The organism is Senegalimassilia anaerobia JC110 (genome assembly GCF_000236865.1).
GTDB classification, from domain to species: Bacteria; Actinomycetota; Coriobacteriia; order Coriobacteriales; family Eggerthellaceae; genus Senegalimassilia; species Senegalimassilia anaerobia.
On the sequence record NZ_HE611016.1, the window covers coordinates 388,585 to 402,242 of the forward strand.

The 13,658-nt window shown below is 58.8% G+C and carries 14 protein-coding genes; 10 read left to right on the forward strand and 4 right to left on the reverse strand.

Annotated features, from left to right (window positions below; translation table 11 throughout):
- Positions 1 to 573: 573 nt before the first annotated feature.
- The gene (locus SFHG_RS10990; RefSeq protein ID WP_202898152.1) at positions 574 to 726 is read right to left on the reverse strand and encodes a hypothetical protein; all 153 of its coding nucleotides are present in this window, start codon (positions 724 to 726) and stop codon (positions 574 to 576) included.
- A gap of 311 nt (positions 727 to 1,037) precedes the next feature.
- Between SFHG_RS10990 and SFHG_RS07760 the strand changes: the two genes are divergently transcribed.
- The 4 genes from SFHG_RS07760 (at position 1,038) to SFHG_RS07775 (ending at position 4,919) form a co-directional block, all read left to right on the forward strand.
- Positions 1,038 to 2,003, forward strand: coding sequence for a hypothetical protein (locus tag SFHG_RS07760; protein WP_042435925.1), 966 nt, complete (start codon positions 1,038 to 1,040; stop codon positions 2,001 to 2,003).
- Complete coding sequence (locus tag SFHG_RS07765) at positions 1,988 to 2,731, forward strand: hypothetical protein (protein ID WP_042435927.1); 744 nt, start codon at positions 1,988 to 1,990, stop codon at positions 2,729 to 2,731. The genes SFHG_RS07760 and SFHG_RS07765 overlap by 16 nt, the downstream gene beginning before the upstream one ends.
- A gap of 715 nt (positions 2,732 to 3,446) precedes the next feature.
- Positions 3,447 to 3,914 carry a Panacea domain-containing protein gene (locus SFHG_RS07770; protein WP_042435930.1) on the forward strand — a complete coding sequence of 156 codons (468 nt, stop codon included), beginning with the start codon at positions 3,447 to 3,449 and terminating at the stop codon, positions 3,912 to 3,914.
- Entirely contained in the window at positions 3,915 to 4,919 is a 1,005-nt protein-coding gene (locus tag SFHG_RS07775) for a RelA/SpoT domain-containing protein (protein ID WP_042435933.1), read from the forward strand.
- A 257-nt stretch (positions 4,920 to 5,176) separates the two neighbouring features.
- Here the strand turns inward: SFHG_RS07775 and SFHG_RS07780 are convergent, their stop codons facing one another.
- Positions 5,177 to 5,797, reverse strand: coding sequence for a type IV toxin-antitoxin system AbiEi family antitoxin domain-containing protein (locus tag SFHG_RS07780; protein ID WP_337456113.1), 621 nt, complete (start codon positions 5,795 to 5,797; stop codon positions 5,177 to 5,179).
- Positions 5,798 to 5,926: 129 nt separating this feature from the next.
- Here SFHG_RS07780 and SFHG_RS10995 point away from each other — a divergent pair, with 129 nt between their 5' ends.
- Together SFHG_RS10995 and SFHG_RS07790 are read left to right on the forward strand one after the other, a co-directional pair.
- A complete protein-coding gene (locus tag SFHG_RS10995) occupies positions 5,927 to 6,226 on the forward strand; it encodes a SulP family inorganic anion transporter (protein ID WP_238318307.1) in 300 nt (99 codons plus the stop codon).
- Positions 6,178 to 6,579 (forward strand): nucleotidyl transferase AbiEii/AbiGii toxin family protein, encoded by a 402-nt coding sequence (locus tag SFHG_RS07790; protein WP_162096570.1) that lies wholly within the window; start codon positions 6,178 to 6,180, stop codon positions 6,577 to 6,579. The genes SFHG_RS10995 and SFHG_RS07790 overlap by 49 nt, the downstream gene beginning before the upstream one ends.
- A 97-nt stretch (positions 6,580 to 6,676) precedes the next feature.
- Here SFHG_RS07790 and SFHG_RS07795 read toward each other — a convergent pair whose 3' ends face one another.
- Entirely contained in the window at positions 6,677 to 7,639 is a 963-nt protein-coding gene (locus SFHG_RS07795; RefSeq protein WP_162096571.1) for an Abi family protein, read from the reverse strand.
- 724 nt (positions 7,640 to 8,363) lie between these two features.
- Between SFHG_RS07795 and SFHG_RS07800 the strand changes: the two genes are divergently transcribed.
- Positions 8,364 to 10,040 carry a SulP family inorganic anion transporter gene (locus SFHG_RS07800; protein WP_042435944.1) on the forward strand — a complete coding sequence of 559 codons (1,677 nt, stop codon included), beginning with the start codon at positions 8,364 to 8,366 and terminating at the stop codon, positions 10,038 to 10,040.
- Between the two features lie 101 nt (positions 10,041 to 10,141).
- Here SFHG_RS07800 and SFHG_RS07805 read toward each other — a convergent pair whose 3' ends face one another.
- Positions 10,142 to 10,720: a carbonic anhydrase gene (locus tag SFHG_RS07805; protein WP_052297872.1), complete on the reverse strand. Its 579-nt coding sequence runs from the start codon at positions 10,718 to 10,720 to the stop codon at positions 10,142 to 10,144.
- Positions 10,721 to 10,848: 128 nt separating this feature from the next.
- Here SFHG_RS07805 and SFHG_RS07810 point away from each other — a divergent pair, with 128 nt between their 5' ends.
- The 3 genes from SFHG_RS07810 to SFHG_RS07820 all read left to right on the forward strand — a co-directional run bounded on the left by SFHG_RS07810 (position 10,849) and on the right by SFHG_RS07820 (position 13,286).
- Positions 10,849 to 11,304: a C-GCAxxG-C-C family protein gene (locus SFHG_RS07810; protein WP_081469018.1), complete on the forward strand. Its 456-nt coding sequence runs from the start codon at positions 10,849 to 10,851 to the stop codon at positions 11,302 to 11,304.
- A 62-nt stretch (positions 11,305 to 11,366) separates the two neighbouring features.
- The gene (locus SFHG_RS07815) at positions 11,367 to 12,413 is read left to right on the forward strand and encodes a YeiH family protein (RefSeq protein ID WP_042435948.1); all 1,047 of its coding nucleotides are present in this window, start codon (positions 11,367 to 11,369) and stop codon (positions 12,411 to 12,413) included.
- A gap of 36 nt (positions 12,414 to 12,449) precedes the next feature.
- Complete coding sequence (locus SFHG_RS07820) at positions 12,450 to 13,286, forward strand: deoxyribonuclease IV (RefSeq protein WP_042435950.1); 837 nt, start codon at positions 12,450 to 12,452, stop codon at positions 13,284 to 13,286.
- Positions 13,287 to 13,658: the final 372 nt, after the last annotated feature.

The window sequence follows — 13,658 nt, forward strand, 5'->3', positions numbered from 1 at the left end:
TTCACTCTACTAAACAGGGGGGGGCGGTGTCAACCCTTCCCCCACTGAAATTTTGTGTGAACTTAGCAATTCGATGAGTAAATTGCTGTTAGATGCGGTTTACCAGGCGTTTACTACATATTTTGCTTCGTTTGGCTTATTTATAATTGCGCGTCGGGCGCCCCTCACTGTTGGCGCGATTTCTAGGGTTCTTCCCTGTTTGCTTCATGTGAGAGATTTGCGGTTGTGTGATTGTATCGCAAATAGCGAGACCCCCCGTTTCCGCAGTTCAATCGCTGCTGTAATGATGGGGGTCCTTCATGTTCGAATGAGTATTCGATGTCGAGGGTTTCTTCGCTATTTAGGGCTTATTCCAGCCCTTCGCCACTGTACCTACCAGTTGCCTCGTCGTATCGCAACACGAGGACACGGCCGTTTTCCATGACATTGCCGTCGATATAGTAGTGCGAGGCGCCGTCGTGCCAGATTCCGCGGTGTCGGGAATTTCGCCGCCTCTTTCGCTTATAGCTGCACCAAGGTGCTGAGCAATTTTAGGCCGTAGAGAGTGATCACGATACCGCAGATGCGGTTCACTCAGGTGAGGGCGCGTGCGTTGATTTTGCCGCCCAGGCGGTTCGATATGGGGGCCAGGGCGCTGTTGATGACAAACAGGCTCTGCATCCCGATGGGCGCCAGATACGCCAGGCCCAGCGTCAGGCCCTGGATGAACACGGATAGCAAGTCCACCGATATCCCTTACCGCCCGAGCAAGGCCTCGGGCATCGCGAGGTGCACGACGCTGCTGATGATAGCGCATGGGGATGCATGCGGGGGCGGGGGCGGCGGAGGCGAGCCCCACCGCCACGCGGGCGCACCTCCGTCCCCTGTTCACGAAACGGAGCAAGCAAGGAACGCGAGCAGGCGGGGTGGCGGGAGCAAGGGCGAGCGGGAACGCTGCTTCGTCATCGATTCCGAGCGCCGCTAATCTTCAATGTTTCGGTGTAATGTTCAATGTTTTCTGAAGATTAGCTATACTAATTGAAGATTAGGAGGTGCTGATGAGCGAGACGATAAAAGCGATCGAGCAGACGTTGTGCTCGAACGTCGATGAAAACGCTTCCGTGCAGCGTATGAGCGTAAAGCTCAGCGCGTATCTCTCGAGCACATATGACCTTTTCAAAGCCAAGGTTCTGGATAGCAACCTTGTGCTTGCCATGCCCACCGACGCAAAGGCCGACCCCGTGAAAAGCATCCAGGGCATGGCGATGCTGGGCAAATCGCTCAACATGCACGCAATGGCATGCTTCCCCTCGCTTTCGCGCCCGCAACGACGCGAGTTGATCAAGCTGGGTCAGCCCTTCATGACAATTGAGGGCGACTTCTACCTTCCGCAGCTTTCTATTTCGCTAACCAAGAAGAGCGCCGCTCCGCTTGAGGTAAAGCGATCGTTCAACCCTACGCAGCAGCTTGTGTTCCTCTGCTGCCTTTACTCGGACATGACGCCTATCTCGCAAGCCGACGTTCAGCGTAAGACGGGGCTCTCTTCGGGAAGCGTCTCGTCGGCGCTGTCCATGTTTGTGGAGCTTGGGCTGCTCGAATGCTCCGTAGGAGGCAAGACCGGCCGCCGGAAAAGCTACCTGGTCAGCGATGTGGCGCAGTTTTACCGCGGCGGCATCGCGGCCTTCGGAAGCCCTGTGAGGGAGACCGTGATCGCCCCAGCTTCCGTCGTACGAAACGATTGGCCAGTATCTGGGCTTTCCGCGCTTGCCGAGCTAAGCGACCTGCTTCCCCCCGCCGAGCCTTCCTACGCCATATCGCCGGCTCAAGCCAGGCTTCTCCCCACGGTTCAAGACGATTCGCTTGAGCGCTGCACGCTGCACGTGCTCAGGTTCGACCCATCCGTTTTCGCGAAGGACGGGCGCGTCGACCCGCTTACAATGCTGCTTACCATTGACGAGGAGGACGAGCGCATATCCATCGCGCTCCGGCAGGCTTTAGGAGGCTACGCATGGTATCAGGGATAGAGACTTTCAAGAACTGGTTTCAGGACTATCCGACCCGCTACGTGATCATAGGCGGCACGGCATGCAACCTGATCTTCGCCGAATACGGAGCACCAGAGCGAGCGACTCATGACATCGACATGGTAATCGTTGCCGAAGCATTCGACCGCGAGTTCTACAGCAGGTTCGTCGAATTCGTCAAAGCCGGCGGTTACCAGCACAAGAACAAAGCCGAGAAATACGAGCTTTATCGCTTCGAGAAGCCCCTGGATGCCGCATTCCCACCGAAGATCGAGCTTTTGAGCCGTCGTCCCGAATGCCTTGAGGGCATCGAGACGGAGCTGGGGCGATTCCAAACCATTGACGCCAGCAACAGCCTTTCGGCAATTCTTCTCGATGACGAGTATTACAACCTCATCGAGGGCGGTATCACCGAGATTAGCGGCCTCCCCGTATTGTCTTTGCACTACCTGCCCGTCTTCAAAATCCACGCCTGGGCGAACTTGTCGAATGACAAGGCCGCAGGCAAAAGGGTCTCAAGCGACGAGATAGGAAAGCACCGCCGGGATGTTCTGCGGCTCTGCGCCTTATTCGAGCCCGATACGCATATCGATCTTGCCGACTCCATCAAAGCCGAGATCAAGCGTTTTGTTTCTGAGAAACCGTGGGATGAGAACATGATGAGGAACCTGAAGCTGAAGATCTCAGCCGACGACATGGTTGACATCATCAGGTCTGCTTATCTTTAGAGAACGGGACTTGAAAAGCGAAGTCGGCAAGGGATGCACCGTCCCTTGGCGGCTTTTTGGTAATCCCTCTTGTGGCGCATGGTCCTTTTGGGTTGTTCGCTGATGTGACCGAGGATAAACTGCACCGCGTGCTCGCATGAACACACCTCCATCCCCTGTTCGTGGCTCAAAGTAGGCACAGGATGCGGGGGCGGCGGGGCGAGCAAGACGCGGCAGCGGCGAGGCAAGCCCCACCATCCTATTCGTCCGAGCGCTATCAGGAACGCTGCTTTGCCCGTTGATTCTGGTCGGAGGTAATCTTCAGTGTTTTGGTGTAATGTTCAATGTTCTTTGAAGATTAGCTATGCAGATTGAAGATTAGGGGGTTTCAGGAAGTTTCTGCCAAAAATTTCGCGAGTGCGTGTAAGCGACAGGGCGCTGTTGGGCATCCTAGGCGGAATCTGCGTCCGGGGCGCTGAAATGCCTGATTGATTGCCTTGATATCAGGATATGTTCGCAATATAAAGCTTCCCTAAACGCCCAACCAGAGCCCCCGAACACACACTCGCGCGTTTTTTGGCAGCAAATGGGACCCACCGCCAGAAAGCAATGATCACCTCGCGCCGTATTTGCGCTACCGATTCGATTCGCGTCTATGCAATTGCTTCTTCTGTCATTAGGGAGTAACATATACGATTCAATAAATGCGGTATTTCGAGTTTGAAAGGAGCCGAAGATGAGGGACATCATTGACGTTGCAGCGTATATTCTTGAAAAAGTTGGCGATGTTTCGACCATGAAGCTCCAGAAGCTCGCTTATTACAGCCAGGCCTACTGCCTCGTCGATAAACATGAGGCTTTGTTTAGCAACCGCATCGAGGCTTGGGCGAATGGCCCAGTAATCCCCGATCTTTTTAAGGCGCATAGGAGAAAGTACGTCGTCAATATCGAGTCCATGGATTTCCGCAGGAAGCCTTGCGATTTGGACCCAAACGAAAAGGCCGTTATCGACCATGTCGTCAGTGCGATCGGCGCCCTGTCTGGTTCAGAACTCAGCCAATTGAGCCATTCGGAGAAGCCATGGCTTGACGCAAGGAAAGATTTAAATCCTGGTGAACGCTCAAATCGTCAGATCACCGATGAGGCAATGCAATCGTATTATTCTTCAATCGATTGCCGCAACAAGGTGTTTCGGGCAGCCTAGATGATTTCAAAGAGAGAGATTGCACGCTGCGGAGAGCTTCTAGCAAAGGGAGAATGCTCAGAGAATGAGCAACTGAATGCTATTGAGGCTCTCGAGCTTTGGCGCGGTGCCCATCAATACCCAATGGAGCAGATCGAATCCGAGGTTCGGTCTGCTTCTAGCGATTTGGGCGGCAGTCTGTGTGCAAGCAGGTTAAAACGACGTGAGACTATTCTGGGCAAGCTGCGTCGACCCAATACCCATTACTCCTTGAGAAACCTTGATGATATTGCAGGGTGCCGATGCATCGTGCCCTCGATGGACGATGTCGAAACTGTTGTCGAGCGACTGAGGCTCAAGGACGGCTTTGAGAAGATTAAGGATTATATCGACTCTCCAAAGAAAACCGGGTATCGCAGCGTTCATCTATTCCACAAGTGCGACTCTCCCAATTACGGTTATACCAGCCTAAGAGTCGAAGTGCAGGTGAGAACCCAGTGTCAGCATGCTTGGGCGACTGCGGTCGAAACATACGATACGTTAAGCGGAACTGGGTTAAAATTCGGCTCAGGCGACGAAGACCCGGCTAAGGCCTTCGCATTACTTTCCAACATGATAGCGATTCAAGAGGGGTGCCCTCGCGTTCCGAATGTGCCAGCATCCCTCGCAGAGACAAAAGCAGAGTTCCTTAAACTTGAGAAGAAGCTGCGAATCATTCCAACGTTACGAGGCTTTTGCAAATGCGTCGATGCAGTTGAGGACAAGGCTCTCACGTATAACGCGGGCTATTATCTGCTCGAGTTTGATTACGTAGAGCAATTTGTTCATGTGACGCTATACCCCGTAGGAAATGGCGAAATCGCGCAAGAAGAGTATTCGCGAAAAGAGCGCGCAAAATCACCAGAGACCGATGTCCTCCTCGTCAAAGCTGACTCGATTGAATCACTGAAGGCGGCATATCCGAATTACTTTTCCGATATAACGTTGTTCTTGGATTTGACCGATCGGCTCTTGGGATCATCTTAGGAGCAAACGGGACCAACCCCACCGGAACGCAGATGCGCCCGCGGAATGCCGCGGGCGCATCTGCGTTTTCGTTAGGTTGTTTGCAGATCGACGGACCCGTCACCCCTCGCGGCGGCCCCGCCAGCTCTTATTCGCTCGAAGCTGCTGATGGCAGCGAGCGAGATTGAAGTTGAGGTGAGGGTGTGGCGATGGCAGGATGAACACACCTCCGTCCCCTGTTCATTTAGCCATCTCAAGGGATGCGGGCGTCTTGTACGTCATCGTATTGCTCCTTCCGGGATTCCTGAATTTGCAAGGAGAGCTTCGAGAAGGGCCGCTCCCTTGACCTTGCCGAATTTGCCGACAAGCATTTCTTCCAGTTTTGCGAAGTTGAAGCCGCCGCTTGAGGATGCGACATCGCGCAGCGCATCGGCAACGAGCGACGGGTCCTCGCGGTCGAGCATCAGGTCGAACACCGTGCGCTCGGGCCTGGTGATAGGGATGCCCCGCTCGAACGAGACGTCCCTTCGGCTCACGTGGCGAACGCTGAACCTGGCGAAAGGACTCCGAGAGTTGATGCGTTTTCCCGAGTAGATTCGGTATGGCGAAAGATGCAGGTCGCCCATGCCGTTGAGGTAGGCAGCGCTCGAACCGCCGATACAGACGCCGTCCCATTTAGCCAGCCGCTCGTGCGCGAACAGCTTCGGGCTAGTGAGCTTCCAGAGGGCGACAAGCTCATCGGCCTCGGTCGATCCCGAGCCCATGAGGCGGTACGCCCCGTGAGCGACACGTTCAAGCAGCCCAGACGCGCAGGCGTCATGCAGGGCATCGCGGGGGATTCCGAGCCTGCCCGCTTGAGCGGTGGTGAATACGCCCTCGGATTCCGCGAGCTCAAGAATTGCTGATATGTGATTCCTTTTTACCATGTTGCAATTGTAGGTTATTTCCCTACAATTGCAACATTTTTCGTCATCCCGCTTGCGTCGCCCGAAGCGTGTTCGGTCACCGCGCCGGCACCGACATCCCCTGTGGCGGGCTTCCTGATCGCGTTCTTGGGCGGCAGCCGCGCGCAAATCTCCGGACCCACGGCCGCCTTCGCCACCATCGTGGCGGGCATCGTGGCCACCGACGGCATGGAAGGCCTGGTTGCGGCCACCATCATCGCCGGCGTGATGCTCGTGCTTATGGGCTTGCTGAAGCTGGGCACGCTCATCCGTTTTGTGCCCTATACCATGACTAAATGTATTTGCATGAAAACGCGGATGACTTCAGGGAGCTCGTGGCGGCAACGTCTGAGCACTTCGGGCGCGCCGTCTCCTTCATCCTGAAGGACTACTTCGCGGTAGCCATGCTCAAAGAGCTCACTTCAGCCGACCCCGACCTTGTCTTCAAGGGCGGAACCTGTCTTCCGAAATGCTATGGCATCATCGAGCGCTTCTCGGAAGACGTGGACCTCGGCATCGAGGAGGCGCACGCCACGGAAGGGATGCGCAAGCGGATCAAGGCTGCCGTCGTCGCCTCGGCAGGTAAACTCGGCTTGGAAATCCCGAACATCGGCAGCACCAGGAGCAGGCGCGAGTACAACCGCTACGAGTTGCCGCTGCCATCCATCATGCAGTCAGATGAACCAGACATGCTCATCATCGAGACTGCGGTGATGACGCCGGCGTCGCCTGCATAAGAAGGACCCGACGCATCGGGCCCTTCCAGGTGGGGGCCGAAACCTTCCACCGCTATTGGCTGTATTCTACCACGCCTGTCAAGCTTCTAGACCCTGATTAGCCATTGCTCACAAACTGTCGGAGAGCGGTCAACTTGCCCCTCGTGCTCGTCTCGATGAGCTTGGAATAGATATTGATGGGCAGCTCGCTTCGATACCTTTCGAGGATTGCCTCGTATCCCGCTACGAGCTGCTTGCACTCCGTCTTCGTGAATCCCATGCGGCGCATGAGGTAGACAAGCAGGATAACGTAATCGGTGATGTCTGTGAAGTCGATCTTGCCGACGCAGGTCTCCTGCTTGAGGAGCTGAGCGACACCGGTGTTGATGGAGCCCGACTGGAATCGCACGTCGAGGACGACTCCGTTGTGAGCGATGGCGTTGCGAAAGTCCTTGAGCGTGAAGATCATGTCCTTGAGGCGCTGCTCCGAGTCCAGGTTGAAGGGCATGCCGATGTCGCGGACGATGGCGGTTTTCACGCGCCTGTCGAGGCACTCGTAGAACGAGCCGAAGTTACCCAGTGTCATGACCTCGAAGATGGCCCATATGGGAATGTCCTTGTCGGCATCGCGGAAGTGCCCGATGACGTCCCTGCTCTTGTGGTTGTAAAAGATGATGCTATCGATTTCGCCGCGCAGGCGCTGGCGCTTCTCCCACGCCTTGCGATAGGTGCCTCCGGTGCAGCTGCGGTAGTCGGTGAGGCTCTTGCGCCATATATCCTCGAAAGCCTCCGACTTGGCATCGCGAAGGACCGCCTCGAGGGTGTAGTTCTTAAGGGCGGTTTCGATTGCCATTACCCGCGAGTAGAACAGTGCCTTGAGCTGGGTGTCGAGGTCGTAGAGAGCAGCCACCTGGGAGAAGTCGGTCAAGGGCAGCCTGTTAGCAGCCTTTCCGGCAAATCGGTAGCCCTTGTACCCGTGGTAATAGCCGATGTTCTTTAGCCGGCGCTTCTGGCCCGAGCCGTTGATGTCAATGCCGCTGTCGCGGAGGTGCTTCATGAGAGAGTTGAGTGTCTTAGGCAATGGTGCTCCTGGAGGACGTTTTTGTAGCCACTGCATTTTACCGCAGAAATGCGGCGTATGGATGACGCCTGGGTCTTCACTCACAAGAGTGATGCTGTGCATGCCCGGTGGCAGTTTGTGACCGACCTATAGCCTGTTCCCATGGTTAGGGCCGAACTTCCTTTGATCGGCCTACGATGATGAAAGACAGGCCGACATGGCGGGTGACGCACATGGGCCAAGCCCTGGCGCGCCTTAACGAGAAGCGCCAGCTTTTCGGCAATCGCGCCCGTATGAGACGCAACGAACAAGCATGCTATCACCGTGCCGCACGTCAAGCCTATCAGCGGGCGTCTTGTGCGCCATCGTATCGCTCCTTCCGGGATTCCCGAATTTGCTAGCAGGGCCTTAAGGAGATGCTCTCCCTTGACCTTGCCGAATTTGCCGACAAGCATTTCTTCCAGTTTTGCGAAGTTGAAGCCGCCGCTTGCGTCGCTCGAAGCGCGTTCGGTCACCGCGCCGGCACCGGTGCCCCCTCTTGCTGGCGATTTTGTGTGGTCGGGCGGTAGGCCGCCGCGCCGCGTTACCATAAACACCCTCTTGCGGCTAGGCATGCCGTACAATCTGAAGACACATCACGCTCCATCCGGGGAAACGGCCCGGTTGGGGCTTTGTCGTCTCCGGTGCCCGGCGGGCCGCGTTGCAAGAGCTTTGAAACCGACCATTCCGACACGAAACGAAGGCCATGCAGCGAGACAAGATCAAGCCCATATTATTCAGCATCATCAAGCACTCCAGCAAAGAGGAGCTGCGCCGCCAGATCCCGAAGGATATCGTCTCGGGCGTGGTGGTTGCCGTGGTGGCGCTGCCGCTTTCCATCGCACTGGCCATCGCATCGGGTGTAGGCCCTGAGCAGGGCCTTTACACCGCCATTGTCGCGGGCTTCCTGATTGCGTTCTTAGGCGGCAGCCGCGTGCAGATCTCCGGCCCCACGGCCGCCTTCGCCACCATCGTGGCGGGCATCGTGGCCACCGACGGCATGGAAGGCCTGGTGGCTGCCACCATCATCGCCGGCGTGATGCTCGTGCTTATGGGCTTGCTGAAGCTGGGCACGCTCATCCGTTTTGTGCCCTATACCATCACCACCGGCTTTACCGCGGGTATCGCGGTGACCATCTTGGTCGGCCAAATCAAGGATTTGCTGGGGCTGACGTACCCCGCCGGCACCACCACCATCGACACCACCGACAAGCTGGGCGCTCTGGCGGCCAACATCTCCACGGTGAACTGGCAGGCCGTGCTGGTGGGCGTGGTGTGCCTTGCCATCTTGATGCTGTGGCCGAAGGTGTCCAAGCGCATCCCCGGTTCGCTGGTGGCCGTTATCGTGGGCGCTGCCATGGTGCCCGCGTTCGGCCTGCAGGTCAACACCATCGGCGACCTGTACACCATCGAAGCGGGCCTGCCCACGCTGCAATTTTCCCAGCTCAGCCTGGACCTGTTCCGCGACGAGCTTGCCAACGGCATCACCATCGCCATCCTTGCGGCCATCGAGTCACTGCTGTCGTGCGTAGTCGCCGACTCCATGATCTCGGGCCACCACCGCTGCAACATGGAGCTGGTGGCGCAGGGCGTGGGCAACATGGGATCGGTGCTGTTCGGCGGCATCCCCGCCACGGGCGCCATCGCGCGTACCGCCGCCAACGTGAAAAGCGGCGGCCGCACGCCCATCGCCGGCATGGTGCACGCCGCGGTGCTTCTGTTGGTGCTGGTGTTCCTGATGCCCTACGCCGCGCTCATCCCCATGCCCACCATCGCCGCTATTCTGCTGCAGGTCGCCTACAACATGTCGGGCTGGCGCAATTTCGCCCACCTTTGCGCCACCGCATCGCGCGGCGCCGTGGCCACGCTGCTGCTGACGTTCACATTGACCATCGTGTTCGACCTGGTCACCGCCATCGCCGTGGGCATGCTCATCACCGTGGTGCTGTTCATGAAGATGGTCGCCGAGGAAACCGAGGTGAAGGGCTGGACGTACTTCTGCGACAAGGACTCCGAGGTCACGCACCTGCGTGAGCTGCCCAAGAGCGTGCGCGTGTACGAGATCAACGGCCCGATGTTCTTCGGCATGACCGACCGGATCTCCGACATCTCGGTGAAGGACTTCACGAAGTACCTGATCATCCGCATGCGCGGCGTGCCCTCGCTGGACGCCACGGGCATGAACGCGCTGGAGAACCTGTACGAGTATTGCGCGGAAAACGGCGTGCAGCTGATCTTCAGCCACGCCAACGAGCAACCCATGAGGACCATGCGCCGCGCCGGCTTCGTCGACCTGGTGGGCGAGGACCGCTTCCGCCCGAACATCGACGACGCCATCGCCTACGCCCGCACCCAGCTTGAGCAGGAGGAGAAGGCGGCGTAAGGAAATCGTGAGCGACGGCCCATCGATCCGGTTACCCGTGGACAACCTATCGGAACGCAGATGCGCCCGCGGGATTCCGCGGGCGCATCTGCGTTCGACTATCACTCCAAAAACTGGACTTCGCCGGTATTGGTTCGGTAGAGGGCGCCTATTATCCGCAGGCCGTGTTCGGCTTCGTCGGTTCGGACTTTGCGGCTTTCCTCGATGCGGCGGACGCTGTGCGCCACGTTGACCAGGCAGGCCGCGGCTTCGTCGGTTTCGTTGCCGATGGCGTGGGCTATCTCGTCGGTGATGAACTTCACCGTTCCATAGGGCTTGTGGTGCATGGCCGCGTCGACGGCGCCGCAGCCCGTGTGGCCCAAAACCACCACCAGGTTGCAACCCAAGTGATCTTCGGCGTACTCGATGCTGCCGAGCTGGTGCTTGTCCACCACGTTGCCAGCCACGCGAATGACGAACAACTCGCCGATGCCCGCCGAGAAGATGGCCTCGGGGATCACGCGCGAATCCGAGCACGCCAGTACGATGGCGTACGGGTGCTGGCCTTCGCGAAACGTCGACTGGCGCAGCTCTGGCGACACGTCGCCCTGCGCATGGCTTGCGTTCAGATAGCGGGCATTTCCCTGGCGCAGGCGCTCGAGCGCCTCATCTGCCGTAAGGTTGCAAGATCCGTGATTCATGGCGGACTCCCCTTTCGTTATGTTCACGCTCAGCTTACCGCGGTGCGCAAACCTGAACGCATTTCTGCCGACAAGCTGCAGAACCTTAGCGGGTACAATAGAGCGAACCTAGGGGGAAAGGAACTGCCATGTCGAAACAGGCGATTTTGGAACTTGACCACGATGCGTGCAAAACGCAGGCGATGGCGTATCTCGAGCAGGGCTTCAATTGCGCGCAGGCGGTCGCTTGCACGCTGACGCCGGCGATCGGGCTTGACGTTGACCAGACGTTTCGCCTGATGGAGGGCTTCGGCGGCGGCATGGGCGGCTATACCGAGACCTGCGGCGCGGTGTCGGGCGCCGTCATGGCCACCGGATGGGTCAAAAGCGCCGGAAGCGAAACCCCCATCAGCAAGATGGAAACGTACCAGCTGGCCGACCAGATGTGCGCGCGATTCAAGGCGCAAAACGGCACCACCATCTGCTCCGAGCTCAAGGGCATCGGCAACCCTGCGGGGCCGCTTCGCTCCTGCCCCGGCTGCATCCAAGACGCCGTGGACATCGCCATCGATGTTCTTCGGGCGGATGCGCGCGCTGGCGCATAGCTCCACCGGGACGTTGCGCTATAGTTGACCGCGTCATACAACTTACGCGTAGAAAGCACCTCATGTCCCGCATCAAAACCCTTGCGCCCGGCATTGCCGTAAGCGCCCTTATCGCCGTCGTTTGCTGGTTTCTCGGCCAAGCGGTGCCGCTGGTGGGCGGCGCCGTGTTCGCCATTTTGCTGGGCATGGTCATCGGCACGTTCTGGAAGAAGAAGGGCGCGGCAGGGCCGGGCATCAAGTTCGCGTCGAAGAAGATCCTGCAAACCGCCGTGGTGCTGCTGGGCTTCGGATTGCCGCTAACGCAGTTGGCCCAGGTGGGAGCCATGTCGCTGCCCGTCATCCTGTCCACCATCTCCGCGTCGCTGATCACCGCGGCGGTGCTGTGCCGCGTGATGCACGTGCCCGGACGCACCGCCACGCTCATCGGCGTGGGGTCCTCGATCTGCGGCGGCTCGGCCATCGCGGCCACCGCGCCGGTCATCAAGGCCGACGACCAGGAAGTGGCGCACGCCATATCGGTGGTGTTCCTGTTCAACGTGCTGGCGGCGCTCATCTTCCCCACCCTGGGCGACGTTATAGGTTTGAGCAATAACGGCTTCGGGCTTTTCGCGGGCACCGCGGTCAACGACACGTCGTCGGTGACCGCCGCCGCTGCCGTATGGGACGGCATGCACCCCGGCGCGAACGCGCTCGATTATGCCACCATCGTCAAGCTCACGCGCACGCTGGCCATCATCCCCATCACGTTCGCGCTGGCGCTGTGGGTTTCCGCGCGCGAACGCAAGCAGGCAGCGCAAAACGGCGCGGATACGGCTTCTACCAGCGGTTTTAGCCTGAAACGCGCGCTGCCCACGTTCATCGTGCTGTTCGTGTGCGCCTCCCTGGTGGCCACGGGCGCCAGCGCCGCGGGCGTCGATCCGGCCGTTTTCGCGCCGCTCAAAACGCTCAGCAAGTTCTTCATCGTGGTGGCCATGGCCGCCATCGGCCTGAACACCGACGTGGTGGGCCTGGTGAAGTCGGGCGCAAAACCCATCGTGCTGGGCGCAGCGTGCTGGGTTGCCATCGCATGCACGAGCCTGGCGGCGCAACACATGCTGGGGCTTTGGTAGCGGAATAGCAAGTTTTATAGCGAAGAAAGGGTCGATATGCTGACCATCGGATGCCATCTGTCAACGTCGAAGGGCTTTCTGGCCATGGGAGAAACCGCGCTTTCTATCGGCGCGAACACGTTCGCATTCTTCACGCGAAACCCGCGCGGGGGCAAGGCGAAGGCCATCGACCCCGCCGACGCGGCGGCGCTGCGCGCGCTGATGGCCGAGCACAACTTCGGCCCTCTGGTGGCGCACGCACCCTACACGCTCAACCCCTGCTCGGACAAGCCGCACGCCCGCGAGTTCGCGCTCGAATGCATGGCAGACGACCTGGTGCGCATGGAATCCGTGCCCGGCAACTATTACAACTTCCATCCGGGAAGCCACGTGAAGCAAGGCGCGGAAGCGGGCATCGAGCTGATATCGGGCCTGCTCAACCAGGTGCTGCGCCCCGAGCAGACCACCACGGTGCTGCTGGAGGCCATGGCCGGTAAGGGCACCGAGGTAGGCCGCACGTTCGAGGAGCTGGCCGCCATCATTGACCGCGTGGAGCTTTCCGACCACATGGGCGTGTGCCTGGACACGTGTCACATCCACGATGGCGGCTACGACATCGTGAACGACCTGGACGGCGTGCTCGACGAGTTCGACCGCGTGATCGGCCTTGACCGCCTGCGCGCCGTGCACATCAACGACTCGAAGAACCCTTGCGGGGCGCACAAAGACCGCCACGAGTGCATCGGCCAGGGCTTCATCGGCGTCGACGCGTTCCAGCGTATCGTCACGCACCCGGCGCTTCGCGACCTGCCCTTCATCCTGGAAACCCCCAACGAACTGCCCGGCTACGCAGCCGAGATCAAGCTTTTGCGCGAGCTGGCGGAACGGGAGTAAACGGCGAAAAGGCCGCTGGCAAAGGGCGCGTTGGTACCCGGACAGCACGCAAGGAGAATAGGGAAGGCGACACGCCTTCCCTATTCTCCGCCCTCCACTCCCCTTCTTCCCATGCGGCAGCACACCCGACAACCGTTGAGCACGCAAACCGACAAATACCCGCAGCAAGCATCGCGATTCTTTTCGCCAGCTTCCCCTTCCCCGCCCCTTCCTTCGCCATATATTCCCAGGTCAGCTAGGTTATCGATTTGCCCGATAACAATCCATCGATAAATATCCTAGTAACCTGCGTTGAATACCGGCCAATTCGGTGTTTCAATACGAACAGCAAAACCACGGCAGGCAAGGCGCCCGCCGGCACTACGCGATAGC